This window comes from Hyphomicrobiales bacterium (assembly GCA_002869065.1).
Lineage (GTDB): Bacteria > Pseudomonadota > Alphaproteobacteria > Rhizobiales > Rhodobiaceae > Rhodobium.
Window position 1 is genome coordinate 669692 of sequence record PKTR01000001.1, and the last position, 24962, is coordinate 694653.

At 61.9% G+C, this 24962-nt stretch carries 21 protein-coding genes and 1 pseudogene; 7 read left to right on the forward strand and 15 right to left on the reverse strand.

Going from position 1 to position 24962, the window contains the following annotated elements:
* Positions 1-170 precede the first annotated feature (170 nt).
* From C0606_02940 to glmU, 3 genes and pseudogenes are all read right to left on the reverse strand, one after another.
* Entirely contained in the window at positions 171-935 is a 765-nt protein-coding gene (locus C0606_02940) for a hypothetical protein (GenBank protein PLX39484.1), read from the reverse strand.
* A gap of 130 nt (positions 936-1065) precedes the next feature.
* Positions 1066-2892, reverse strand: a pseudogene (gene glmS, locus C0606_02945) (glutamine--fructose-6-phosphate transaminase (isomerizing)).
* Positions 2893-3057: 165 nt separating this feature from the next.
* Positions 3058-4425, reverse strand: coding sequence for a bifunctional N-acetylglucosamine-1-phosphate uridyltransferase/glucosamine-1-phosphate acetyltransferase (gene glmU / locus C0606_02950; GenBank protein ID PLX39485.1), 1368 nt, complete (start codon positions 4423-4425; stop codon positions 3058-3060).
* A gap of 257 nt (positions 4426-4682) precedes the next feature.
* On the opposite strand from glmU, the gene C0606_02955 reads away from it, so the two are divergent.
* On the forward strand, positions 4683-5915 hold the full coding sequence (locus C0606_02955; GenBank protein ID PLX39486.1) for a hypothetical protein: 1233 nt from the start codon (positions 4683-4685) through the stop codon (positions 5913-5915).
* 162 nt (positions 5916-6077) lie between these two features.
* Positions 6078-6980 (forward strand): EamA/RhaT family transporter, encoded by a 903-nt coding sequence (locus C0606_02960; GenBank protein PLX39679.1) that lies wholly within the window; start codon positions 6078-6080, stop codon positions 6978-6980.
* 75 nt (positions 6981-7055) lie between these two features.
* Here the strand turns inward: C0606_02960 and soxB are convergent, their stop codons facing one another.
* The 6 genes from soxB to C0606_02990 form a co-directional block, all read right to left on the reverse strand.
* Positions 7056-8756 carry a thiosulfohydrolase SoxB gene (soxB, locus tag C0606_02965; protein ID PLX39680.1) on the reverse strand — a complete coding sequence of 567 codons (1701 nt, stop codon included), beginning with the start codon at positions 8754-8756 and terminating at the stop codon, positions 7056-7058.
* A gap of 189 nt (positions 8757-8945) precedes the next feature.
* A complete protein-coding gene (soxA, locus tag C0606_02970; GenBank protein ID PLX39681.1) occupies positions 8946-9725 on the reverse strand; it encodes a sulfur oxidation c-type cytochrome SoxA in 780 nt (259 codons plus the stop codon).
* Positions 9726-9899: 174 nt separating this feature from the next.
* Positions 9900-10226, reverse strand: a complete 327-nt coding sequence (gene soxZ / locus C0606_02975) for a thiosulfate oxidation carrier complex protein SoxZ (GenBank protein PLX39487.1) — start codon at positions 10224-10226, stop codon at positions 9900-9902.
* A gap of 35 nt (positions 10227-10261) precedes the next feature.
* On the reverse strand, positions 10262-10714 hold the full coding sequence (gene soxY, locus C0606_02980; protein ID PLX39488.1) for a thiosulfate oxidation carrier protein SoxY: 453 nt from the start codon (positions 10712-10714) through the stop codon (positions 10262-10264).
* Positions 10715-10764: 50 nt separating this feature from the next.
* Positions 10765-11208, reverse strand: a complete 444-nt coding sequence (gene soxX / locus C0606_02985) for a sulfur oxidation c-type cytochrome SoxX (GenBank protein PLX39489.1) — start codon at positions 11206-11208, stop codon at positions 10765-10767.
* A gap of 168 nt (positions 11209-11376) precedes the next feature.
* A complete protein-coding gene (locus C0606_02990; protein ID PLX39682.1) occupies positions 11377-11925 on the reverse strand; it encodes a thioredoxin in 549 nt (182 codons plus the stop codon).
* Between the two features lie 174 nt (positions 11926-12099).
* Here C0606_02990 and C0606_02995 point away from each other — a divergent pair, with 174 nt between their 5' ends.
* Entirely contained in the window at positions 12100-12828 is a 729-nt protein-coding gene (locus C0606_02995) for a hypothetical protein (protein ID PLX39490.1), read from the forward strand.
* A 110-nt stretch (positions 12829-12938) separates the two neighbouring features.
* Here the strand turns inward: C0606_02995 and C0606_03000 are convergent, their stop codons facing one another.
* A complete protein-coding gene (locus tag C0606_03000) occupies positions 12939-13718 on the reverse strand; it encodes a cytochrome C biogenesis protein (protein ID PLX39491.1) in 780 nt (259 codons plus the stop codon).
* Positions 13719-13862: 144 nt separating this feature from the next.
* On the opposite strand from C0606_03000, the gene C0606_03005 reads away from it, so the two are divergent.
* Together C0606_03005 and C0606_03010 are read left to right on the forward strand one after the other, a co-directional pair.
* Positions 13863-14237, forward strand: coding sequence for a hypothetical protein (locus tag C0606_03005; protein PLX39492.1), 375 nt, complete (start codon positions 13863-13865; stop codon positions 14235-14237).
* Positions 14238-14513: 276 nt separating this feature from the next.
* Complete coding sequence (locus C0606_03010) at positions 14514-14807, forward strand: transcriptional regulator (protein PLX39683.1); 294 nt, start codon at positions 14514-14516, stop codon at positions 14805-14807.
* A gap of 18 nt (positions 14808-14825) precedes the next feature.
* Here the strand turns inward: C0606_03010 and C0606_03015 are convergent, their stop codons facing one another.
* The 5 genes from C0606_03015 to C0606_03035 form a co-directional block, all read right to left on the reverse strand.
* Complete coding sequence (locus C0606_03015; GenBank protein ID PLX39493.1) at positions 14826-15668, reverse strand: hypothetical protein; 843 nt, start codon at positions 15666-15668, stop codon at positions 14826-14828.
* A 7-nt stretch (positions 15669-15675) separates the two neighbouring features.
* A complete protein-coding gene (locus tag C0606_03020; GenBank protein PLX39494.1) occupies positions 15676-17013 on the reverse strand; it encodes an aspartate aminotransferase family protein in 1338 nt (445 codons plus the stop codon).
* Positions 17014-17101: 88 nt separating this feature from the next.
* The gene (locus tag C0606_03025) at positions 17102-17530 is read right to left on the reverse strand and encodes a universal stress protein UspA (GenBank protein ID PLX39495.1); all 429 of its coding nucleotides are present in this window, start codon (positions 17528-17530) and stop codon (positions 17102-17104) included.
* A 12-nt stretch (positions 17531-17542) separates the two neighbouring features.
* Positions 17543-20335, reverse strand: coding sequence for a C4-dicarboxylate ABC transporter (locus C0606_03030; GenBank protein ID PLX39496.1), 2793 nt, complete (start codon positions 20333-20335; stop codon positions 17543-17545).
* A gap of 170 nt (positions 20336-20505) precedes the next feature.
* Positions 20506-21471 carry a C4-dicarboxylate ABC transporter substrate-binding protein gene (locus C0606_03035; GenBank protein PLX39497.1) on the reverse strand — a complete coding sequence of 322 codons (966 nt, stop codon included), beginning with the start codon at positions 21469-21471 and terminating at the stop codon, positions 20506-20508.
* Positions 21472-21593: 122 nt separating this feature from the next.
* Between C0606_03035 and C0606_03040 the strand changes: the two genes are divergently transcribed.
* The gene (locus C0606_03040; GenBank protein PLX39498.1) at positions 21594-22520 is read left to right on the forward strand and encodes a hypothetical protein; all 927 of its coding nucleotides are present in this window, start codon (positions 21594-21596) and stop codon (positions 22518-22520) included.
* Positions 22521-22648: 128 nt separating this feature from the next.
* A complete protein-coding gene (locus C0606_03045) occupies positions 22649-24862 on the forward strand; it encodes a hypothetical protein (protein PLX39499.1) in 2214 nt (737 codons plus the stop codon).
* Positions 24863-24962: the final 100 nt, after the last annotated feature.

Genomic DNA, 24962 nt, shown 5'->3' on the forward strand with positions numbered 1-24962 from the left:
CTCCCTCATTGCCGGCTATCGTCGCCGATCAACCTTAATGGACGGTTTCCGTAGATCCGGAAAACCGGTTTCAGGCAGCATCGGGGACCCGTGCGAGAACGCGTCCTTCTGCAAATGCGCAAGGAAATCGCGGTACCCGTAGAACGTGGCTTTGGTTCGGCGGAAGATCCTCAGACAGTCGGCGCGTCGGACCCCGTCGCCGCATCTGCCTTGCCCGAAGCAGCCTTTGCTTCTTCCGCCAGCTCATTGGCCTTCTGCTGGTATTCCGGCGTCACGAGACCGGCCGAAATCACCAGCTTGGCGGCGTCCTCGACCGACATATCGAGCTCGATAATGTCCTTGCGCGGTACAAAAAGCAGGAAACCGGATGTCGGGTTCGGCGTCGTCGGCAGGAACACACTGACGAGGTCATGATCCTGCGGAACCTTGTCGGCGACCTCTCCCTTGGTTTTCACCGCCATGAATACGATCGCCCAGAGGCCGCGCCGCGGATACTCGATCAGGGCTGCCTTCTGGAAGCTCGTGCCCCGTGCGGACAGGACCGTCTCGAAGATCTGCTTCAAGCCGCGATAGAGATTGCGCACGAACGGCATACGGTCGAGCATCATCTCGCCGAACGATACAATTGATCGGCCGGCGATATTCGCGGTCAGAAAACCAAGCAGGATCAGCGCCAGGATCGCGACGATCAATCCCATACCAGGAACCGCGAACGGCAGATAGGTCTCGGGATTGTAGACAGAGGGAATGAACGGCTTGACCCAGCTGTCGATCCATTTGATGAGCGACCAGGTCAGGTAGACGGTGATGCCGATCGGGCCGGCAATGATCAACCCGGTCAGGAAATAGTTGCGCAGGCGCGCGGCCGCACTCAGGCGCACAGGAGATGTGCGGCCCTTCTCATTCGGGTCGGGATCAGTCACTTTCAGGATCATCGTTCGTCGCCACCGATGAATGTTGCAGGGTGAGCCACACCGCCGACCCCGTTATCCCGTTGCACCGCATCATGCGCAAGTCACAATCGCACCGCATCGTCTAACGAAGTGAATTTGGCGTTGGGTCGCCCTATTCCACCGTTACCGATTTGGCGAGATTGCGCGGCTGATCCACATCCGTCCCCATGAAGACGGCGGTGTAATAGGCGAGCAACTGCACGGGGATGGCGTAGACCATCGGCGTGATCGTCGCCGGCATTTCAGGCAACACGATGGTCTGCAGCGTTTCGACGGCAGCGGCATCCGCCCCCTTCGGATCGGTGATGAGAATGATCCGCCCGCCCCGCGCGGCCACTTCCTGCATGTTCGACACGGTCTTGTCGAAAACCCGGTCGTACGGCGCGATCACGATCACCGGCATGGTCTCGTCGATTAGCGCGATCGGCCCATGCTTCAGCTCACCCGCGGCGTAGCCCTCTGCGTGGATATAGGAGATTTCCTTCAGCTTCAGCGCGCCTTCCATGGCGAGCGGATAGCTGGTGCCACGACCAAGATAGAGAATGTCGGTGGCCTTCGAGAGGGTCTTGGCAAGCCCTTCGATCTGATGCTCGAGCTTCAGCACCTCGAGTGCGAAGCGCGGCATTTCGGCAAGCGCACGAACGAGCTTGCGCTCATCGTCACGGTTGAGGTGGCCGCGTTTGACGCCGGCCGCGACAGCCAGGGCAGCGAGTACCGAGAGCTGAGCCGTGAACGCCTTGGTCGAGGCGACTCCGATTTCCGGCCCGGCGAGCGTCGGGAACACCACATCGGATTCCCGCGCAATGGTCGACTCCGCGACGTTGACGATGGAGGCGATGTGCTGGTTTTCCTGCCGGCAGTAGCGCAAGCTCGCCAGCGTGTCGGCCGTCTCGCCTGACTGCGAAATGAACAGCGCTAGACCGCCCTCTTCCATCGGCATTTCCCGGTAGCGGAACTCCGAGGCGATATCGATGTCTACCGGCAGCCGCGCGAAACGCTCGAACCAGTATTTGGCGATGAGACCAGCATAAAACGCTGTGCCACAAGCCGAAATCGACACACGGCTCAGCTTGGCGAAATCGAACGGAAGATCGTCCGGCAACCGCGTCGCTTCCTCGTTGAGGTCGATATAGCGCGCGATCGTATGACCGATCACCTCCGGCTGCTCATGGATTTCCTTTGCCATGAAATGCCGGTGATTGCCCTTGTCGACCATCATCGCGGTCGTCGAGGATTGCTGGATCGGGCGCTCGACCGGCGCACCGCTCTCGTCGAAGATCTCGACGGAGGTCCGCGTCACCACGGCCCAGTCGCCGTCTTCCAGATAGGTGATTTTGTCGGTGAAGGGCGCGAGCGCGATGGCGTCCGAGCCGATATACATCTCACCGTCGCCATAGCCGACAGCAAGCGGGCTGCCGCGCCGGGCGGCGATCAACAGATTGTCTTCGCCGGAAAACAGGAAGGCGAGCGCGAACGCGCCCTCAAGCTTGCCAAGGGACTCGGCAACGGCCTCCTTCGGCGAAAGGCCCCGGTCCATGGCGGCCGTGACGAGCCGCGGCACGACCTAGGTGTCGGTGTCGGTATCGAACGCGATACCTTGCGCCTTGAGATCTTCACGCAGGGCACGGAAATTCTCGATGATGCCATTGTGAACGACGGCAACCCGCGGCGTCGCGTGAGGATGCGCATTGCGTTCGGTCGGTGCGCCGTGTGTCGCCCAGCGGGTGTGGCCGATGCCCTCATGCCCGGCACGCGGGCTTTCCGTCAGCCGCTTTTCCAGATTGCGCAGCTTGCCCTGGGCGCGAAGCCGTTCGATATGCCCGCCTTCCAGCGTCGCAACGCCGGCCGAGTCGTAGCCCCGGTATTCGAGCCGCTTCAAGGCATCGACCAGCAACGGGGCAACCGGCTCATTTCCGAGAATACCGACGATTCCGCACATACCTTCGTCCCTCTTCGTTCAACGCACCCGCAACCCGTCAGCCGCGTCCTGCATAGCCCGAAGAACGGAAGGAACCGAAATCACACTTGATGTCGTTTCTTTGCGAAGACCGTCCGGGAGGCAGCGGCGCTTTGGCAGGCACGGCCACCTTAACCGTCAACCGTTTCAATCTCGTTTCTTGATCGGCTTGCCGGTTTCTGCAGACCGGCGTTCCCGGAAATCCGCTGCCCAGCCGGGCTTTGTCGCCTGCTTTCCACGTCCGACCGCGAGCGCATCCGGCGGCACGTCGTCGGTGATCACGCTGCCGGATCCGATGTAGGCACCGTCGCCAATGGAGACCGGCGCGACGAGCGCCGAATTCGAGCCGATGAAGCTGTCGGCGCCGATATCGGTGTGGAACTTGCCGAAGCCGTCATAATTGCAGGTGATCGTGCCGGCGCCGACATTGGCGCCCGCGCCGACGCGCGCATCGCCGATATAGGTCAGATGATTGACCTTTGCGCCTTCTTCCACATTCGCGTTCTTGATCTCGACGAAGTTGCCGACCCGTGCGCCTTCGGCGATATTCGCGCCCGGACGCAGGCGGGCATAGGGCCCGATATCGGCACGACCCGCAACGCTCGCCCCCTCAAGATGCGAGAACGCCTTGATGTGCGCCGCATCCGCGACGCTGACGCCTGGACCGAACACCACATTCGGCTCGACGATCACATCGCGGCCAAGCGCCGTGTCGTAGGAAAAGAACACCGTCTCCGGCGCCACCAGCGTGACGCCCTCGCGCATCGCCGCCTCGCGCATGCGCCGCTGGAAGATCGCCTCGCATTGCGCGAGCTGTGCACGGTCATTGACGCCGAGCACCTCTTCTCCATCACCGATTTCCGCCACCACCGAAAGGCCACGCGCATTGGCAATCTCGACCGCATCGGTCAGATAGAACTCACCCTTGGCGTTGTCGTTGCCGATCGCTTCGAGCAGCGACAAGAGTTGCGCGCCACGGAAACCCATGATGCCGGAATTACAGAGGGTCACCTTGCGCTCCTCGTCGCTGGCATCCTTTTCCTCGCGGATCGCAACGAGACGGTCGCCCTCGCGCAGCAGGCGCCCATAGCCGGTCGGCGCCTCGCTCTCGAAGCCGAGCACCACGACATCGGCGCCAGCAGCCAGACGCGACCGAACCTTGTTGAGTGTTTCAGGCCGAACCAGAGGCGTATCGCCGTACAAAACCAGCACGTCGTCGGCGGCACGTTCGAGCGACGCCCGCGCGGCCAGAACCGCATGTGCCGTTCCGTGCCGTTCGGTCTGCACCGCCGTCTCCGCGCCGGGAGCTGCCTTGGCGACGAGGTCCGCGACTTTTTCCATATTCGGACCGACGACGACCGCGAGCCGCTCTGCGCCCGCTTGCTGCGCGGCGGCGATCACATGGCCGACCATCGCCCGCCCACCAATGCCATGCATGACCTTCGGCAGTGCAGACTTCATCCGCGTCCCCTCGCCGGCGGCAAGAACGACAACAAGGCACGAGCGTTCGGACATGGTGTGACCCTTCGAAAAACGGCAGTTCGCGGCCAATCAAGGCGCCGGCGCAGGTGGCCATGTGAGGACCGCAACGTCAAGTCGGCAGGCAAACCACGCCGTCATCCGCAGGAAATACGGCGTCATTGCGCTCTTTGCCGCCACAAGGCTTGCTGCGAATCTCATTTCCGGGTCACATGATTACAGAACCCATTAAGAGATTCGCTCCCGATTGGGGGAACAAGCGCGTGGCGGCGAAGCGCAGCATATTGCAGCAAATGTTGGCGGACGAAGAACGCGGTCCCGACGGGCTGGCGCTCGCCGGCTGGGGATTCTCGGCCGTCGTCGCGTTCCTGTTTGCCGCCGCGGCCTGGCAATTCGGCGACGCCGGACAGGCCGGCACGCGCAACCGCCTGCCGGACGCGGGTTCGGTGGAAATCACCGGCAGCATCGACGGCAACGGCAAGATCGGCGTCTACGGTGCCCCCGGCGGTATGAAGAAGCCCTCGGCGATGGAGCGTCTTCTGACCGAGGATATGTCCGCGCTGAAGCGCGACCTCGTGGCCCTGCGCCGTTCGGAATCGGTTGCCCGCGAGGCCAATGCAGCCCTCACCTCCCGGATCTCCGAACTGGAAAACCGGATCGCCAGCATCGGCCAAAATGTCGAGAACACGCGAACGCAACTCACCGCATTGGCAGCGCCCATGGCCGGTCAGCCGCTGCCGCCAAGCCGTGTGACGGCGGAGGCCGACCGCAAACCGCTGCCCGTCGTCGTCCAGTCGCGTCCGCTCGACCCGAACGCGCCGGCAATGCGGGAACTTGCAAGCCAAAGAACACCCGACGAGACCGTTGCCGCTGCACCGGACCTGAAACCCGACACCACGATCACCGGCTCAATCCCGAAGAGCGCGCGCACCGAACCGGCTCCGACGCGCCAGCCGCAGACCGCCATTCGCCGCGTGGACCGCACCAACGAACAGGCAACGATGCCGTCGCCGAATGCCGGCAGCATTGCTCGGCGCAACGGCGAACAACCCGCGAAACCTGCCAAGCTGCGCATCGACGAACCGCTGCCTCCGATCGACGCCGAGCCGAAACCGGCACCGGGTGATCGCACGGCCGGCAAGGCCCTGCCGCGTGCGAAACCGCAGACTGCAGCACAACAACAGGCCGCCGCGCAGACTGTGCCTGCACCCTCCTCGCAAGCAGCACCCGGGACAGCCGACGCCGCGCTGTCCCGCTCCGAGTTCGGCATCGACCTTGGCGGTTTCGCGACAATGGCTGCCCTGCGCAAGCATTGGGACGCGTTCGCCGCCGAGCATCCGGATTTGCGCGACGCGCTCGAACCGCGCGCCGGGATCAGCGAAAAGGACGGAACGCTGGAGGTCCGCCTGATCGCCGGTCCGTTCATCAATGCCGCCGATGCGATCGTGCTGTGCGCCAAGGTCGGAGCGAAAGGCGCCGCCTGTCAGCCGGCCCTGTTCTCCGGCCAGCCGGTACCCATGCCGTAATCACGGGCGACCATGCACACGGCGCAATTGTTCTCTCCCTCGCCTTCCCCTAGGGTTGCGCGCTGACGCCGGGGCCGTTTCCCGGTTCCCGAGACACGAGATCCTGCCCCGATGCCCGATTCCGGCCGCTCCCATGCGTTTGCCTATGGTGTCCTGTTCCTGATGCCGCTGTTCTTCTCGTCCAACCTGATTTTCGGGCGGGTCGCGATTTCGACGGTCGAACCCTGGACGTTGGCGACGCTACGCTGGACGCTTGCCTTTTTAGTGCTGCTGCCATTTGCCTGGCGCGGCATCATCGAGCACCGACAGGTGTTTCGCGATAACTGGACGATGATCGTCATGCTTGGCCTGCTCAGCATGTGGATCTGCGGCGCGCTGGTGTATTTCGCCCTGCGCTACACCACCGCAACCAATGGCACGCTGATCTATACCTCCTCGCCGGTTCTCATCGTCCTTCTGGAATGGGCGTTCCGCGGCCGCCGGATTTCGCCGCGCGAAGCGCTCGGCATCGTGACGGCGCTGGTCGGCGTCGTCATGATCGTGGTGAAGGGCGATCTCGATACCCTGCTCGGCTTGCGCTTCAATGTCGGCGATATCATCTTCGCAATCGCTGCGATCTCCTGGGCGGCCTATTCGGTGCTCTTGAAGCGCGGCGAGTTTAGCAGCGTCCCGACCCTGTCGATGTTTGCCGTCATCGCGGCGGCCGGCGCGGCGACACTGTTTCCCTTCATGATCTGGGAGAGCATCGAGGTCGGCACTTTCCCGACCGACGCCGGCTCCTGGTCTTCGATCGCCGGCATCGTGATCTTCTCCTCGGTGCTCGCATTCTCGTGTTTCCAGTACGGCATCAAGGTCGTGGGCCCGGCGATCACCGGAATGTTCATGTATCTGCTACCACCCTACGGCGTCATGATGGCCGTCCTGTTTCTCGGCGAAACCCTGCGTCCGTTCCACTTCGCAGGCTTCGTGCTGATCATGACGGGGCTGCTGCTCGGAACTTTGCCCAAGGACATCATCCGCCGCATCCGCAACTTGTTCGGTAACGTGGCGCGCTCGCGCGGCTGACATCACTCGCACTTCGCCCAAACACAAAGGGCGCCCAAAAGGGCGCCCTGATCCGTTCCGCAAGTCATCCGGCAACTACATACCGACGACCTTGACGCTGCGGTTTTCCTCGAGCTTGACGGTCCCTTCCTTGCCGATATGGGACTCGACGACATCCCAGATCGGCGGCCCCTCGGTGCCTTCGTTGACGCTCGCCCAGCCGGAAACCACGTAGTCCTTGCCCGGATCGATGGTTTCCCCGGTCGCCAGCAGCGTCATCTCGGAGATGCGCGAGCCGATCGCCTTCTTCGGATCGATCGTGTAGCCGAGGCCGCCGACGCGAACCATATCGCCGCCTTGCTGGTAGTAGGGGTCCGGGTTGAACAGATTGTCGGCAACGTCCTCAAGAATATCCTTGATGAGCTTGCCGTTCATGGTCGAGCGATAAGCCTCCGGATACGACATGCCGGTCGCGGTGAACAGATCGTCGATCGTGACGTCCTGACCCGGTAGCAGCGATGTGCCCCAACGGAAGCCCGGCGACAGCGCGATCTGCGCGTCGCGCTCCGACAGCAGCGCCTGACAGATCAGATCGTCGAACGTGCCGTTGAAATTGCCACGCCGGTAAAGCAGGGACTCGGTCTTGCCGAGAACCCGGTTGAGTTCGCTCTCGTAAGGCGCGCGCAACCGGTCGATCATCGACGCGATTTCGGGGTCCGGCTGGATGATGTCGGAGAAGATCGGGATCAGCTTGTAGCGGAAATCCTTCACCTCGCCGTCACGCACATCGAGATCGAGGCGCGACACGAACTTGCCGTTCGACCCTGAAGCGACCAGCAGCGTATTGCCGACCTTGACCATGTCCGGCAACGCATCGTGCGTATGGCCGGTCAGGATGACATCGAGCCCGGTGACCCGCGAGGCGAGCTTGCGGTCGACGTCGAAGCCATTGTGCGACAGCAGAACAACCACCGCGGCACCGGCGGCGCGCGCCTCGTCGATGTTCTTCTGGACGTCTTCCTCGCGGATACCGAACGACCACTCCGGGAACATCCAGCGTGGATTGGCGATCGGCGTATACGGGAAGGCCTGACCGATGACGGCGACCTTGACGCCACCCTTTTCGAAGAAAGCGGTCGATTCAAACGCCGGCTCGTCCCATTCCGTGTCGCGGACATTGCCGCAAAGGAACGCGAAGTCGAGACTTTCAACGATTTCCTTGACCCGATCGGAACCGAAGGTGAATTCCCAGTGCGCGGTCATCGCATCCGGCTTCAGCGCATTCATGACCTCGACGACATCGGCGCCATTGGTCTGCAGCGAGGTGTAGCTGCCCTGCCATGTGTCGCCACCGTCGAGGAACAGAACCTTGTCCTCGCCGCGCTCGGCGCGAATGTTCTTCAGCACGGTCGCGACGCGGTCCATGCCGCCCATGCGGCCATAGGACCTGGCGAGCGAGACGAAATCCTCGCTGGTCAGCGCGTAGGCCGCCGGCGTGCCTGCCGCAATGCCGTACTTCTCGAGGAAGTCCTTGCCCGTCAGGTGCGGCGGCAGGCCGGAAACCTCACCAACGCCGAGATTGATCGACGGCTCGCGGAAATACACCGGCTTGAGCTGCGCGTGCAGGTCCGTCATGTGAACCAGCGTCACATTGCCCATCGGATCGAACGAAAAGACATCCTTTTCGGTCAGAGCCTGCTGCGCCATCAGCCGCGCCCAGGGCATACCACTGCTCGCGCCCGTCAGGGCTGCGGTCGCCATGGCAATCTGCAGAAACTCACGCCGGGAGGTTCCCATCAGCATGCGCATACTCCGTAATTTGCGTCATCGTTTCGGCGGCTGCGCCGTCAGCGGTAGACCCCGCGCGCGCCACCCGATATGCCGGCCAAAACCGGGGAAAAAGAAGGCTGCGGCCGCCGCATAGCGCCCGCAGCCTGAAATGTGAAACCGGCTGAGAAATCCCCAGCCGGTTCCCGTACCGTTGTTCTACTGGCGAACCGCCGGCGTCTCGACCGAGAGACCGGTGCCGCGCCAGGCAACGTAGACCTCAAGCGCCAGAAGCTCGTCCGACATCGGCTTGAACGGAACCGCGCGGGTGTCGCGGACGCAGCCCTTGAAGCGGGCATGGGTCAGCACGATACCCTGGCTCTTCAACCGATAGGTCGGGAAGCCGTTGATCTGGCCCTGGCTGAGATGGTCGGCACGAATGTACTTGCCGTAGTTGATCTCATGACAGCTTGCGCATGACAGTTCGAGCTGGCCGTAGCGGGTGTAGTAGATGTCCTTACCCTGATCCCACCACTTCTGCATCTCGCCCTTTTCCAGGTCGAGCGTGACCGGCATGCCGCGCGACTGATGCCGCACATAGGTCACCATCGCCTTCTGATCGCCGGAGTTGAACTTGTAGGGCTTGGCACCCATCCGCTCCGTACGGCAGAGATTGATCTGCATTTCCAGATTCACCGGCTTGCCGGCACCCTCGTTCCACTTCGGCATGGCGGCACCGACGCCCTTCATGCTCTCCGAAGCGTCACCGTGGCACGACTCGCAGGACTTGCCCGCGTCGCCGTCAAACTTCGACCAGAGTTCTTCGCCCTGTTCCACCGCCAGCATACCCGGGTTCTGGAAGTCGTCCAGCTCCAGAGCCTGGGTCTCGCGGGTGCGGTATTCGAAGCCCGAAATCACTTCGTCGAGCGGATGCCCCTTCGGCGACTTCGTATGCGTGGTGATCGGGCCGTGGCCCTCGATGCTCGGCAGACCCGGCATGCGCTTTTCGTCGTGGGCAGCCTGGGCGACCGTAACGGCACCCGCAATGATGCCGGCAGCCGCAAGAGCCGTCACGCCCCAGAAAGTCCGATTGGTTTTTTTATCATTCATTGTGTGCGCTCCTCCCCCCTCGATGCAGCGCTTGCGATCGAGGGCCTTTCGCTAACGGCTTTCTCAGTTGACTTCGATCGCCTGCTCTTTGGAGTAGACCGTTCCATCGTCGTCCACCCAGCTGAACTTGAAGGTACCGGACTCTTCGACCTTGACGGAGAATTCGATGTACGGATTCGCCGAAACCGCCGGGTCCAGATCCGCCGAGAACACCGGGGTGCCGTTGAACTCGCACGTGAACTTGTTGATGATCTTGCGCGGGATCGGCGAACCGTCCTTGTTCTTGCGCTGGCCGGACTCCATCTTGTGGCTGATCAGCGTCTTGATCGTGATCACCTCACCCTTGGAAGCCTTCTTCGGCACCTTGATACGCGGCTTTCCGTCTGCCATTTGCGTTTCCCTCTGAAAATTCTGTGTTGTTCTGTTTAGCCGCCGCAGCCGCCGATCGTGACCTTCACGGTCTTGGCATCCATGTACGTCGAGCCGTCCTTCATCTTCGCAATCGCGATGACGCGCTGGGTCTTGGCCAGACGAATACGGGTCGAGGCGTTCGCCGAACCGCTCATGGCGGAGAAGTTGAAGGTCGCAACCGCCGGGCTCGGATTGCCCTCGGCGAGAACCATGACGGCCGCCACGTGGTCATCAGCAGTCATCGGGCTGTCGACGGTGAACGACACCGGCACAGTGTTGCCGTTCTCGGCGATTTCCGGAGCGTCGAGCGTGACCTTGCCGGTCGCCGGTTCGGCACCGCCGGTGAACGCCTTGATCATTTCGTCAGCCTTGCCTTCGGCAAAAACGACCGGAACCGAGCCGATCATCGCCAGCGAAGCCGCACCGGCGCCCAGCAGAAGCGCCTGACGTCGCGTGAAAGTGGTCATGAGATATCTCTCCTCTTTGAGAAGTCGTTCAGTGCCGTGCAAATGCACGCCTACTTGAGGGTTTTCAGGAAGGCGATCACGTCCTCGACCTGCTGCGGGGTCAGGATCGACTTGCCTTCGAGATCTTCGCGCACCCGGATGAAACCGGACGTCTTCATGAAGGACGGCATCACCGTGCCTTCGAAGATCTGCTTTGCGTCAGTGACGATGAGACGAAGCTGCTCTTCGCTGTAACGCTCGGCAACACCGTTGAGCGCCGGGCCGACCTCGCAGTGGAACGGCTGGTCCTGGAGCACGGACACCGCATGACAGGCAAGACAGTTGCCCAATTTGCGGTTGACCATGATCTTGCGACCTTCGTCCGCATTGCCCGCCTGCTCGGTGTGCGGCTTTGCGATGCCATGATCGACGACTTCGTAGGCCGCATTGGCACCCGACATCGCACCGAAAGCCATCACCCCGGCCGCGACAAGTGTTTTCCATGTAGATTTCATCGGCGCTTTCCTATCCCCTCTGATTTCCTCGTGTTTTCACGATTGTTGCCGATCCTGCTGCGCCGCTCCGCAGCGTGCCGTTCAAATTTGGTCCGCCCTTATACTTATCTCACGTTCCGAAATCCAGACAATCACGTGTTTTTTATCTTTGCGTATTTTCGAATATTCTTAACTACGCGCTCGTCTGACATATTTTCGGAAGCTCTCCGCCTCATACGCTTTTTCTTGTACGTACCTGAACATCGCCAGGAAGTGCGGCGGCTTGAGGTACCCTGCCGCCCGCGTGACCTCCCGATCGCCCGCCGCCTTGTCCGCCAGTCCGTCCGCGCTTTCCGGAAAAAACTGGAACGTCGGCGTGAAACGGATGCCGTATTTCCGCGCCAGGTCCTTTTCCGACAGGACCTCGCCGTCGAAATCCGTGACCCGCTTGGACCCGATGATGTTGAGCTGCAGCACGTCGAAGTTCTCGCGCACGAAGCGATTGATCTCCGCGTCGGCAAAATTTACGAAATGCGTTTCTTTGCAGTATGGGCAGCCTTTCAGCTCCCACATGATCGCGAACCGTTTTCCGGCATCCGCAGCCGTGCTCAAATCGTCGGCCAGTTCCAGGAAACTCTCCAGGAACCATGGCTGACGATGCAGACCATCTTCGGTAAGTGTCGGCGGCTCGATTTCCGCGGCCCATAGAGATGGCGCAGAAAACAGCGAAAAAGCCATTGAGCCGAGCACTGCCTCACGGCGCGTGATCACTCGTTTCCCCCTCACGGAACCGGTTTCGGCTTACCGCCATTTTTTCCGGTCGTTTGTTCTCATATGTTAAAACACTGATATATTATGTCGCAGGACGCAAGCCCCAAGACCAAATTTATCGCCAAACGAGGAACGCCAGTCATGAAATTACCAACGCTCGCCGCCCTCGTGTTCGGCTCCGCCATACTAGCGGCGGCTCCCGCCCATAGCGGTGAAACCGGTGACTTTCTCGATGGCATCGAAGCCGCTTTCGCCAGCTACCGGGAAGCCGCAAGCTATCTGAGGACCGGCAACGTCGATCTCGCCGCCCTGCAGCTGGAGGACATGGCCGAGACCTGGTCGGCGCTGCGCGAACGATTCGAAAAGACCCCGCCGGAGAGCTTCGTGGACAATCCGCTTTTCGCATCGACAATCGCTGATACCGGCACGGCGATCAAGGCCGCACTGAACGCCATCGACACCGACGACGCCAAAGCGGCGGCGAAAGCACTCGCCCCCATTCCGACGTCGATCGGAGGCATGCGTCGCGCCAGCGGTTTTTATCGCATGGGCGACTGCATCGCCGACGCTGGAAAGGCGATGGACGCGTTGTTCGTGCACAAGACGACACCGCCCGACCTGACCGATCGCACCGTCGCGGCCGACGTCATCGCCAAGGGTGCCGTCTACGCCTATGTGCTGAAAAAATGCGACGCGATGGCGCCGCAAGCGATGCGCGGCAATGACGAGTTCCGCCGCCTGTTCGATGGTGCCGACGCCAGCCTGGCGCGCATCCCCGAAGCCGCGAACACCGAAAACGGCAACCTTCTCTACAGGCTGCTGATCGAGCTGAAATCCTTCGATCGACTGATCTTCTTCCGCTTCGGCTGAGACACCGCTCGCACGGGCGTAGCGGGAAGCCCGATCAAGCTGCGCCAGCCCAACGAAAAACCGGCCCCCATAGGAGGCCGGTTTTGTTGTTTCAGGCCTGTTCGGACGGACTATTCGCCGCCGAAGATCCCGAGCATCTTTTCTTCGAACTGCTGAATCCCCGGGAAGGTCTCCAGCATCCAGGCACCTGCCTCGGCGCTCCACTGGAAGAAATCGCCGGTGAGGAACAGGATGCCGACGATGATCAGGAAGGCGCCGACGACCTTCTCGATGATTCCCATATGCCGGCGCAGACCCTTCATCATGCCGAGGAAGTAGTTGGTGAACCAACCCGACAGGATGAACGGAATACCGAGGCCCGCCGAGAACAGCGCAAGTAACAGCACCCCTTCCCAGACAGAATCCTTCGTTGCGGCCAGGTTGAGGATCGTCGCCAGAACCGGACCGACGCAGGGCGACCAGGCGAAACCGAAGGCGAGACCGACGAGATAGGCACCGACATAGGTCGCCTGCCCCGTATTGACGTTGAGGCGCGCTTCCTTGGCGAGAAACCCGATGCGGAAAATGCCGAGGAAGTGCAGGCCCATCACGATGATGATGATGCCGGCGATCATCTCGAACATGCCGCGATAGGCCTGAATCATCTGGCCGAGCGCGGTGGCCGTCGCCCCCATCAGCGTGAAGATCGTCGAGAAACCGAGCACGAAAAGGAGCACCGAAAGGAACACCTTCTTGCGCGAAACCTTGACGTCCTCGTTGGTCGTCAGCTCGTCGAGCGACACACCCGCGACGTAACACAGATACAGCGGCACAATCGGCAGAACACAGGGCGACACGAAGGCGATCAGACCGCCGAAAAATGCCCCGAGATAGCTGACGTCAAATCCCATTCCGTCGTTCCTTTTGCACTTGGCCTCGTCCGGACGATACCGATCGCGGCCCCCTCCCCAGGGTGCGTTTCTCGCATTTCATAACCTGTTCGGCTATAGCATGACACTACTTTTGGATAGCAATGACGTGAGCGAGCCTCGCCGATGATACGACACCTGATTGCCGCAGCGATGATGGTTTCAGCGCTCGCCCTGCCGGCCCGCGCAGCAGAGCTCGTCATGTTTGAGCGCGACGGATGCTGGTGGTGCAAACGCTGGCATCAGGACATCGGCCCGATCTACCCGAAAACCAGGGAAAGCTGCATCGCGCCGCTGCGCCGCGTCGACATCACCCAGCCGATGCCCGGGGACCTTTCCGGAATCGCCCATGGCGGCCTGACCCCAACCTTCGTCCTGGTCGACGAAGGGCGCGAGGTTGGCCGGATTCGCGGCTACCCCGGCGATGAGTTCTTCTGGTTCCTGCTCGGCGAATTGCTCGAGAAACTCGACCCGGCAACGTTAGCCAAGAAGGCGTGTTGACGGTTGATTCTGTAACCGTTGCGGCAGTATGACTGCCTCAGGCTGACCCGGGTTCTCCCAAACCGGCGTCGCCTGAAAACCCCATTGCCGCCGCCCACCATTTCGCGGTGGCCATGAAAAAGAGTAAAGTGACAGCCGATTGCCGTCCGTGCCGATCGGTTGGTCTTTTTTGAAGAGGCTGCACCACCCGGCGTGGCCTGCCTTTTGTTTTGGAGAAGAACCGTGACCGAAACCGCGCTCAAAGAGCAGGTCATTACGCCGAAACTGCGCCGCATCATGACGAATGCGCGCGAGGCAACGGACTTCCTGAAAGCGCTTTCTCACGAGAGCCGCCTTCTGATTCTCTGCTTCCTCGCCGACGGCGAAAAATCGGTGACGGAACTGGAAGAAATCCTCGAACTGCGCCAGCCGACGGTGTCGCAGCAGCTCGCTCGCCTGCGCATGGACCGGCTGGTCACGACGCGGCGCGAGGGCAAGACGATTTATTACAGCCTTGCCGGCGACGAAACGCGGACAATTATCAACGCGATCTACGAAGTGTTCTGCTGCACCGAGGACCTGAGCCGCTAAAACGAAGGCAAAAACCGCCTATTCCGGCATGCCGAGAATACGCCGGGCGTCTGCCCCTTTGGCCGCCGTCAACCCGATCGTCTCGCGCGACTGCGCCGCCAGCGACACCAGCGCCGCGTTGTCCGCGGCCACCGACCCATCCGCCAGCCAGAGATTGTTCTCGAAGCCGACGCGGACATTGCCGCCAAGCGAGAGTGCGGCTGCGGCGACCGTGGATTCGGCTTGTCCGAAGGCGCACACCATCCAGCTCAGCCGCTCGCCTTCCGGCATTTCGTGCAGAACTTCAAGAAACGGCCGCAGTTCATTCGGATCACTCTGAAAGTCTTTTGAATACCGGCCGAGCACAAAGAGCGTAGACCAACGGTCTCCCGGAATGATCCCGCGCCGGCTCAGCTCGGCGAAGCGGCGCAGATCCTGATCCGAATAAAGGATGTACTGCGCCGCGATCTTTTCGTCATGACACCATGCGAGAAACGCCGCGCCATCCTTTTCCGCCGCCGTATCATCCTGCGGAAAAAGCTCACGTACCGCGACGCTGAACGCTTCCGGCTTCACCGCGCGGACGACCGCCATCTGCTCTGGCGGCTGATAGCGACCGACCGCTTCGGTCGTGATCTGAACGACGAAATCGGGCGAGGTCTCGCGCCGAACAGCGGCCGTCGCTTCTTCATAGAGGCCGGCATCGAGGATGTGCGTGCCATCCGGCGCGCGGACGTGGAGATGGATCGCCCCTGCTCCCGCCTCCTCGCATGCGCGCGCGGTCGCGCCAAGCGCCGCCGCCGTCATCGGCAAGGCCGGGTGATCTGCCGTCGTGCGCCGCGCCCCGTTCGGCGCGACCATGATGAGTGCCTGCTCCATCATCACAGTCCTAGGCGCTCAGAACGCTGTCGACGGCCTTGCCGAGCCGGTCGACGATCTCGCCGACATGGTCGTCGTCGATAATGAACGGTGGCGCGAGCAGGATATGATCGCCGGTGCGCCCGTCGACCGTGCCGCCCATCGGATAGCACATCAGACCGTTGGCCATGGCCGCCGCCTTGATGCGTCCGTTGACCTTTTCGGCCGGATCGAACGGCTCCTTGCTGCCCCGGTCGGCAACGATCTCAAGGCCGAGGAACAGGCCCCGTCCGCGGATATCGCCGATATTGGGATGATTGCCGAAGCGCGCGGTGAGTGCTTCCTTCAGCTTCGCCCCTTTGTCGCGAACATTCGCCAGCAGGTTGCGGTTCTCGATCGCATCGAGCACGGCAACCGCGCCGGCCGACGCCGTCGGATGGCCAAGATAGGTATGGCCATGCTGGAAAAACCCAGACCCCTGCTCGATCGCGTCATAAATCGTCGCCGAGCAGAGCATCGCCGAAATCGGCTGATAGCCGGCGCCGAGCCCTTTTGCGATGGTGATGATATCCGGGCGGACATTGTCCTGCTCGCACGCGAACAGCGTCCCCGTGCGCCCCATGCCGCACATGATCTCGTCAAGAATCAGCAGCACGCCGTACTTGTCGCAAATCTCGCGAATACGGGTGTAGTACCCCTCGACCGCGGGCACCGCGCCCATCGTCGCGCCGACAACCGGCTCGGCAATGAAGGCGGCAACCGTATCCGGTCCGAGTTCCAGGATCTTCGCCTCAAGCTCGTCGGCGACCCTGCGGCCGTATTCCGCGTTGCTCTCGCCCGCCTCTTTCCAACGATAGGCGTGACACGGCGCGATGTGATGCATCGCCGGCACCAGCAGCGGCTCGAACGGCGTACGGCGCCAGCGATTGCCGCCGGCCGACAATGCGCCGAGCGTATTGCCGTGATAGCTCTGCCAGCGGGCAATCACCTGCGACCGCTTCGGCTGACCGATTTCGAGGAAATACTGGCGGGCAAGCTTGATCGCCGATTCCACCACTTCCGACCCGCCCGACAGGATGTAGACCCGGTCGATGCCTTCCGGCGCCTTGTCGACAAGCTTGTCGGCAAGCGTCTCGGCGGCATCGGTGGTGAAGAACGAGGAATGCGCGTATGGCAGCTTGTCGAGCTGATCCTTGATCGCGTCGACCACCGACTTGTCGGAATGACCAAGGCAGGAAACCGCGGCTCCGCCGCACGCGTCCAGATAACGCCTGCCCTCGCTGTCGATCACCCACACGCCGTCACCCGCGACGGCGGTCGGAAGTGCGGCCTTGCCGCGCGGAAAGACGTGGCTTTTTGCCCGTGTCATGATGTGCCCCTGCTGTCGACAAGCAAAACGGCGACCCCCGGGGCCGCCGCCGAATGCGCATTCCACCCCGTTTGCGGCTAATTGATGGTCAATCCCGGACGACCAGAACCGATTGTTTCGCGTGCCGCACCACGCGCGCCGCATTGGGACCGAGCAGATAGTCCTGCAGCTCCGGCCGATGCGAGCCGACGACAATCAGATCGCAATTGGTCTTGTCGGCGACGTGGATGATTTCCTCGTAGATCGTGCCGTGCCCGACATGAACCTTGACCGGCACGCTTTTGTCGACGTGGGACGCCACGAACGACTTCAGCTTCTCCGCCGCGTCGACGAGCGCCTGTTTCTCGAAGTCCTTCGGAAAATAGTTGCCGACGATCGACATGCCGAAATCCGGCACGACCGTCACCGCGTGAAGAGACGCGCCCATGCTTTTCGCCATGCTGGCCGCCACCGGCAGCGCCTTGGTCCATGAGCTTTCGTGATTGAGGTCGATAGAGACGAGAATGTTCTTGTACATGAGCTTCCCTCCCTAGGCCGCAGCCGTTTGCCGCCGTGTGGTGCCGGCCCGCGAGCGCTGCAGCCAAACCACAAGCGCAAGCACGAGCAGCGCCGGGATGAACATAAGATATTTGGTTGGCTGGCTGACCGGCTTCAAGACCTTCAGCACCTGCTGGTCCCAGTCGAGTCCGGCTTCCTTGGCCGCCGAATTGAAGGCAGCGTCGTCGATCAGGATCTTGTCGCCATCGGTGCGCAGCGTGAGGCCCGCCTTCTCGATACGTTCCTCACCCGTCGCCAGGCTGGTATCGACGGGCAGCACCGCGACGAACTCGATCGGGTCGCCGACATCGTTGAGGCCGCTGACCCGCAATCTCAGCTTCTCGCCCTCGGGAACACCAGCCGCCGCTTCCGTGATCATCGCCGGCGCAACCTCCTCAAACGGTGGCGCCATCATGTCCATCCAGAAGCCCGGACGGAACAGCGTGAAGGCAACGAGCAGCAAGGCGATGGATTCCCAGATCCGGTTCTTCGTCAGGAACCAGCCCTGCGTCGCGGCGGCGAACAATAACATCGCCACCGTCGCGACGATGAAGATGCCAATCCCCTGCACGATGCTGACATTGATCAGCAGCAGATCGGTGTTGAAGATGAACAGGAACGGCAGCGCGGCCGTACGCAGCGAATAGAAGAACGCCACGAAGCCGGTGCGGATCGGGTCGCCGCCCGAAACAGCGGCCGCCGCAAAGGATGCCAGCCCCACCGGTGGCGTCACGTCCGCCATGATGCCGAAATAGAACACGAAGAGATGCACCGCGATCAGCGGCACTATGAGCCCGTTCTGCTGGCCGAGCGTGACGATGACCGGCGCGAGCAGCGCCGAGACGACGATGTAGTTCGCCGTCGTCGGCAGACCCATGCCAAGGATCAGCGACAGGATCGCGGTCAGGAACAGGATGGCGAGGATATTGCCACCCGAAAGCACCTCGACAACTTCGGCAAGCGCCGAGCCGACGCCGGTCTGGCTGACCGCGCCGACGATGACGCCGGCGGTCGCGGTCGCGATGCCGATGCCGATCATGTTGCGCGCGCCCGAAATGAGCCCGTTGAAAAGATCGGTGAAACCGCCGCCGAACTCCGTGCCGAGATCGCCGCTCTTGCGGAACATCGCCATCAACGGTCGCTGCGTCAGCAGGATCACGATCATGAACGCCGTCGCCCAGAAGGCGGAAAGGCCGGGCGACAGACGGTCGACCATCAGCGCCCAGATCAGCACGATCACCGGCAGGAGATAATGCAGGCCGGCACGGGTCGTCGGACCCGGCTCGGGCAAGGTCAGGATCGGCGCGTTCGGATCGTCGAGCTCGAGCGGCGGCTGCTTCGACGCCACATAGAGCAGAGCGAGATAGACCGCGAACAACAGCGCGAAAACGATGTAGCCGGCGGTATCCGGGAACGCGGTCCGGATCCAGCCCATACCGTAGTAGACGCCGAACGACAGCACGCTGACCACCACGATGCCGAACACGAACCCGACCAGGCGCTGCACCCAGGGCTTCGGCGCGACCGCGCGCGGCAACCCTTCCATCCCGGCCTTCGAGGCCTCCAGATGGACGATATAGACCAGCGCGATATAGGAGATCAGCGCCGGCAAGAACGCGTGTTTGACGACGTCGAAATACGGAATGCCGACATATTCCACCATCAGGAACGCGGCAGCACCCATCACCGGCGGCATGATCTGACCATTGACCGAGGATGCGACCTCGACGGCACCGGCCTTTTCCGCCGAAAAACCGACTCGCTTCATCAGCGGAATGGTGAATGTGCCGGTCGTCACCACATTGGCGATCGACGAGCCGGAAATGAGCCCGGTCGCGCCCGACGACACCACGGCGGCCTTCGCCGGTCCGCCTTTCATGTGTCCCATGAACGCGAAGGCCACCTTGATGAAATAGTTGCCAGCACCGGCGGTATCGAGCAACGCGCCGAACAGAACGAACAGGAAGACGAAGCTTGTCGACACGCCAAGCGCGATGCCGAACACGCCTTCCGTCGTAACCCAGTGGTGGTTGATCACCTCGCTCAGGCTGTTGCCTTTGTGCGCGATAATGCTCGGCATGTAGGGCCCGAGGAAAGTGTAGACCAGGAACGCGGTGGCCACGACCATCAGCGCCGGGCCGAGCGAGCGCCGCGTCGCTTCCAGCAGAATCATGATGCCGACGACACCGACAATGAGGTCCTGCATGATCGGCGCGCCGGGACGTTCGGCAAGCGCCTCGTAGAAGGTGAAGAGATAGGCCGCGCAAAAGGCACCGACGATGGCAAGCGCCCATTCCCAGGGCGGAATGCTGCGATGGGGCGAGCCGAGCAGAATCGCCGCGATGAGGCCAACCACCGGGATGGCGATTATCCAGACGGGAAGGCTTCCTTCGGCACCAACGCCGAACAGGATGCCGAGCACAATCGGAACGCCGATACCCAGCGCAAGCTGCACCGGGGTGCGCGCGGCCGGATAGGCGAGAAATGCGAGAAAGACTGCGAAGGCCAGATGAATGGAGCGCGCCTCGGTGTCGTTGAAGACGCCGATGCCGACCATGAACGGGAGCGGCGAGGCAAACCAGAGCTGGAACAGCGACCAGGCGAGCGCGACAGCGAGAATAAGCTTTCCGGTCAGGCCCGGCGGGGTGCGTGCACCAGTATCAGCGGATGCGACGATGTCGTCGAGCTCGTTCTGACTCAAACCGCCGTGGCCGGAGCCTTCCATTTCAACGCGCGCGGCCTGTTGCTGAATGCTGTCGTCGCGATTGTCGTCACCATTCGCCATTTTGCCCTCCCCGGCAAAACCCGTTGCCCGCGATCCGTACCGTCCTGTTCCCCAACGTAGACGGAAGGATCACTGAAGTCCCAATGCGTGTGCGGAAGCTTCCGCGAAAGTCAAAACTGGAAAGAAGAAAGGACGGGCGGAGCAACGCCCCGCCCGTCGAAGGGAAGGACTTACATCCAGCCCTTTTCCTTGTAGTACTTGACAGCGCCGTCATGCAGCGGAGCCGACAGCGACTTCGAGATCATCTCGGCTTCGTTGAGGTTGCCGAACGCCGGATGCAGCTTCTTGAAGCGACCGAAATTGTCGAACACAGCCTTGACGATCTGGTAGATCGTGTCTTCGTCGGTGTTAGTCGACGACACGAAGGTCGCGCGCACACCGAACGTTTCGGTGTCGGCATCCGAACCCTTGTACATGCCACCCGGAATGACGGCCTTCGAATAGAACGCGTTGTCGCCGACCAGCTTGTCGACTTCAGCGCCGGTCACAGAAACCAGAACCGCGTCGCACGAGGTGGTGGCTTCCTGGATCGAACCGTTCGGATGGCCGACGGTGAAGACGATGGCATCGACCTTGTTGTCGCACAGCGCCTGCGCCTGCTCCGACGACTTCAGCTCCGAAGCGAGCGCGAAATCGTCCTTCGTCCAGCCCTTGGCTTCCATCAGAACTTCCATGGTGCCACGCTGGCCCGAACCCGGGTTACCGATATTGACGCGCTTGCCCTTCAGGTCGTCGAAGGTCTTGACGCCGGAATCGGCGCGCGCAACGACGGTGAACGGCTCCGGATGGACCGAGAACACCGCCCGCAGGCCTTCGAACTTGCCGGCATCGGCGAACTTCGAGGTGCCGTTATAGGCGTGGTACTGCCAGTCCGACTGGGCCACGCCCATGTCCTGGTCGCCCGCCTTGATGGCGTTCAGGTTGGCCACCGAGCCACCGGTCGACGGCGCGGTGCATTTGATGTTGTGCGTGCCCGTGCCGCGATTGACGAGCTTGCAGATCGACTGACCGACAACATAGTAGACACCGGTCTGCCCGCCGGTGCCGATGGTGACGAATTTTTCTTCGGCGTTGGCGGCCGAGATGGCGCTTCCAAGCGTAAGCGCGAGTGCGGCGGCCAGAACACGTTTCGACATAAAGTCCTCCCTCAAGGAAAATACCCATATACGGAAGTCGCATTCCATACACATGTTCGGAGCTTGTCAATCACATGAAACATTTGTTTTATTTTGGCGTATAATGTTTCGCTTTCCAGCAGATGGCAGGTTCAAGGCGAGCGGGGATCGTCAACATGGCGCAAGGTTCTGAAAACCCGAACTTAATCTCTCTTGACGGTTTGCGCCGTGCACTTCGCGATAGGTTGCACCTGCTCAGCCCGCAGGTCCTTCGAGCGGCCATTTTCGTCCTGGAAAACCCCGCACGTGTTGCGTTTTCTTCCGTACGCGGTCTTGCGGACGAGGCCGGGGTCAATCCGGCGACCATCGTTCGCCTGGCGAAAATCGCCGGTTTCGAAACCTTCAAACCCTTTCGCGATGTCTTCCGTGAAGCCGTGGGATCGAACGAGGTACATTACGGCGAGCGCGCCGCCGCCCTGCTCGGCCCGACCAATGCCGCAGAACCCGATCTCGCGATCCGCATTGGAGAAACGGCGATCGGCAATATCGGCACGCTGTTTCAGCCCGAGACACGCCAGACGATTCGCGATGCGGCCCGCGCGCTCGTCGGTGCGAGGCGGATCTTTGTCGCCGGCTTCCGCAGTTCCTACGCCCTTGCCTATTACTTTGCCTACGCCGGCCGCATGGCTTTTCCCGGCATCCGGCTCGCGCAGGCGAGCGGCCTGCCGATCTCCGATGAACTGGCCGAAATGGAAACCGGTGACGCGCTCTTCATCGTCACTTTCAGCCCCTACTCGCAGGAGGCCTTGAAGGCGACCGAGCTGGCACGAACCCTCGGCGTGACCGTGGTTATCGTCTCAGACAGTTTCACCGCGCCGGTGACGCGCGGCGCCGGCCACGTCATCGAAGTGCCCATGGCCGGTCCTCAATATCTGCCGTCTCTGGTTGCCGGCACGGCAGCCTGTGAGGCGCTTCTGGCTGAAATGGTGCAAATCGCCGGAGACCCGGCGATCACAGCAATCGAAGCCTTCGAGAAACGCGTGCGCGCAGTCGGCAGCTACACCGAGTGAGGCAGCGAATTCGCCGTTCTTCACGACGGTCATTCGGCAAAGGCGCACGTCGCCCGCCCTTGTCGCCGACAGAACGAAACCCGCTGTGCCGAAATGCAGCCTGACGTCGCGTCATCGAGTTTGCTACTGTGGGTGAAGGTCGTTCATCTGTTCCGGCCACTCGCGTTTGCGCCAAGGCGGATTGTTCCGTGTTTCCCGATCTCTCGCCACATCCCGACGCCCCCCTCGAATGGTGGTTCTGCCACGGGTCGCTGGGCGGCGACGCGGTCGAGCGCATCGACTTCATGCTCTCGCTCTTCCGCCACAACTCGGCGAGCGACGGCGACGATGGGCATATGCTCATCATCTCGGTGTTGAATGACGGGGATGATCGCTCGTCGTGGCGCAGCGAGGTCTCCCCACGCCTGATCGAGAGCTTCATTGCCGACACGCCGCAAGACTACGGCACTCTCCCCGGAACGCGCCATCTGGTCCAGGCGCTGGTCGATGAAATCGCGGCCAACGGAATTCCGACGCCTTTCAAGGATGCCGGTAAACCAACCCGCTGTGACGTCGAACGCCTTTCCATACGCTGGAACGATTTCGCGCTCCGCGAAGACGGCAACGAAATTGCGATCGGCTTCGACCTCCCCGGCGCTCAGCAACACTGTTCGCTCCGTCTGACCCCACATTCGCCATGGCTTCTCGAACCCGGTGACGGAGCCTTCCGCTTTGGGTCAATGGCCTACGAAAGCTGCCCACGCCTGACACTCCACGGCGATATTGACGGCGCGGCGATCACCGGCGAAGCGTGGTTCGATCACCAATGGGGCGAGCTCTCCTGGACGCATGGCGAGGGAGACGAACCGCAGACATTGTCATGGGATTGGCTCGGCGCACGCTTCGACGACAGTTCCGCGCTCATCGCCTGGCAGAGAAAAGCTCGCCAGACCGGAGAGATTGTTCACAGCAAGGCAATTTTGTTCGAGCCGGGAAAGGCGCCAGTCACATTCGACGATGCCGTGATGACGCCCGAGCGCCAATGGCGCAGCACCGCGAGCATGATCGACTATCCGGTCGAGATGCGTGTCGAGGTTCCCGCGCTCGGGCTAGATGTCGTATTCGCACCCACAATCGACGCTCAGGAAATCCCCGTCTTTGGCGTCATGGCGGCGATCTGGGAGGGCACCGGCCGCGTCGCGGGCACCCGTGTGGGCACATCTGTGTCCGGCACAGGCCGGCTTGAATTGCAGGGATACGGCAATCTCCTTGATGTTCGAGAAACGCAGAAACGCTGGGTCGAGCGGATCGATGCAACGCTGCGCGCTTTCCTGCCGGAAAAACTGTCCGAGCAGAGCCTCACCGAGATCGCCGGTGCGCCACGCTGGGCGTACGACCCCCACGCGCAAACTGCGATGCTGTCGGAGCCGGTGTGGGACCTGCTCAATCGCGGTGGCAAGCACTGGCGGCCGATTTTCGGCTTCCTGCTGCTCGATGCCCTCGGCACGGACCCGACGCCTTACGAAACCCTCGTGTCGGTCATTCCCGAGCTAATTCACAACGGCTCGGTGATCATCGACGATATCGAAGATGGGTCCGACACCCGCCGGGGCGACGCGACCTTGCATCGGCGCTACGGCGTGCCGACCGCGATCAACGCCGGCAACATGCTCTATTTCCTGCCGCTTCTTTCTCTGGAGGAACACCCGCATTTGTCGGTCGACCAACGCGAGGAAATCTACCGCGTTCTCGTCCGCACCTTTGTCCGGGCTCATATCGGACAGGGGCAAGATCTCTACTGGTCCCACCCCGAGCACTCCAAGGACCGCGATTTTTGGCTCGCCCCGGAACTTGGACCGCAGATCCTGCAAGCCCACGCGTTCAAGACCGCCGCGCCGCTCAGCGCCATTTCCGAAATTGCCTGCATCATTGCGAGGGCGCCTGCCGATACGCGTGCGGCCTGCGCTCGCTTCGCGGAAAATCTCGGCGTCGCCTTCCAGATCGTCGATGACGTCAACAATTTCACCACGCGCCCCGAATGGGGAAAGGTGCGCGGCGAAGACATCGCTGCCGGCAAGGCCTCCTACGCGATCTTCAAGGCGATAAGCCTGTTGCCGCCCGCCGAGCGCGACCGGCTCGTCAAACTTCTCTCGGACACATCCGAACGCACGTCACCCGATGGCCTCGCCGCAGGTCTCGACCTGATGGAACGGTCGGGCGCCTTCGACGCTTGCCGGAACGAGGCCAAAGCCCTGGTCGAAGAGACGTGGCCGGCGTTCTCCGCTGCCGTCAACCAGACCCAGGGCAAGGTCGTCCTGCGGCTGCTGATCACCAACCTGCTGAACCTGCCGCTCGAGATGTAGTGCGCTTTGGCAAGGCCAAACGCGCAAGGCCCCGACTGAAGCGAAGCCCGAAGGGCGGCAGCGTGAAGTCAAACAGTGGCGAAAGCGTTCACGCACCCCG

Bases quoted from the DNA above. Each gene is read 5' to 3' on its own strand.
- C0606_02990 (PLX39682.1), bottom strand. From the start codon at position 11,925: ATGGCTTTTTCGCTGTTTTCTGCGCCATCTCTATGGGCCGCGGAAATC.
- C0606_03010 (PLX39683.1), top strand. From the start codon at position 14,514: ATGACGAATGCGCGCGAGGCAACGGACTTCCTGAAAGCGCTTTCTCAC.
- C0606_03025 (PLX39495.1), bottom strand. From the start codon at position 17,530: ATGTACAAGAACATTCTCGTCTCTATCGACCTCAATCACGAAAGCTCA.
- soxY (PLX39488.1), bottom strand. From the start codon at position 10,714: ATGACCACTTTCACGCGACGTCAGGCGCTTCTGCTGGGCGCCGGTGCG.
- glmU (PLX39485.1), bottom strand. From the start codon at position 4,425: ATGTCCGAACGCTCGTGCCTTGTTGTCGTTCTTGCCGCCGGCGAGGGG.
- C0606_03040 (PLX39498.1), top strand. From the start codon at position 21,594: ATGGCAGGTTCAAGGCGAGCGGGGATCGTCAACATGGCGCAAGGTTCT.
- soxB (PLX39680.1), bottom strand. From the start codon at position 8,756: ATGGGAACCTCCCGGCGTGAGTTTCTGCAGATTGCCATGGCGACCGCA.
- C0606_03000 (PLX39491.1), bottom strand. From the start codon at position 13,718: ATGGGATTTGACGTCAGCTATCTCGGGGCATTTTTCGGCGGTCTGATC.
- soxX (PLX39489.1), bottom strand. From the start codon at position 11,208: ATGAAATCTACATGGAAAACACTTGTCGCGGCCGGGGTGATGGCTTTC.
- C0606_03035 (PLX39497.1), bottom strand. From the start codon at position 21,471: ATGTCGAAACGTGTTCTGGCCGCCGCACTCGCGCTTACGCTTGGAAGC.
- C0606_03015 (PLX39493.1), bottom strand. From the start codon at position 15,668: ATGATGGAGCAGGCACTCATCATGGTCGCGCCGAACGGGGCGCGGCGC.
- C0606_03005 (PLX39492.1), top strand. From the start codon at position 13,863: ATGATACGACACCTGATTGCCGCAGCGATGATGGTTTCAGCGCTCGCC.
- C0606_03030 (PLX39496.1), bottom strand. From the start codon at position 20,335: ATGGCGAATGGTGACGACAATCGCGACGACAGCATTCAGCAACAGGCC.
- C0606_03020 (PLX39494.1), bottom strand. From the start codon at position 17,013: ATGACACGGGCAAAAAGCCACGTCTTTCCGCGCGGCAAGGCCGCACTT.
- C0606_02955 (PLX39486.1), top strand. From the start codon at position 4,683: ATGTTGGCGGACGAAGAACGCGGTCCCGACGGGCTGGCGCTCGCCGGC.
- C0606_02960 (PLX39679.1), top strand. From the start codon at position 6,078: ATGCCGCTGTTCTTCTCGTCCAACCTGATTTTCGGGCGGGTCGCGATT.
- C0606_02940 (PLX39484.1), bottom strand. From the start codon at position 935: ATGATCCTGAAAGTGACTGATCCCGACCCGAATGAGAAGGGCCGCACA.
- C0606_02995 (PLX39490.1), top strand. From the start codon at position 12,100: ATGAAATTACCAACGCTCGCCGCCCTCGTGTTCGGCTCCGCCATACTA.
- soxA (PLX39681.1), bottom strand. From the start codon at position 9,725: ATGCCGGGTCTGCCGAGCATCGAGGGCCACGGCCCGATCACCACGCAT.
- soxZ (PLX39487.1), bottom strand. From the start codon at position 10,226: ATGGCAGACGGAAAGCCGCGTATCAAGGTGCCGAAGAAGGCTTCCAAG.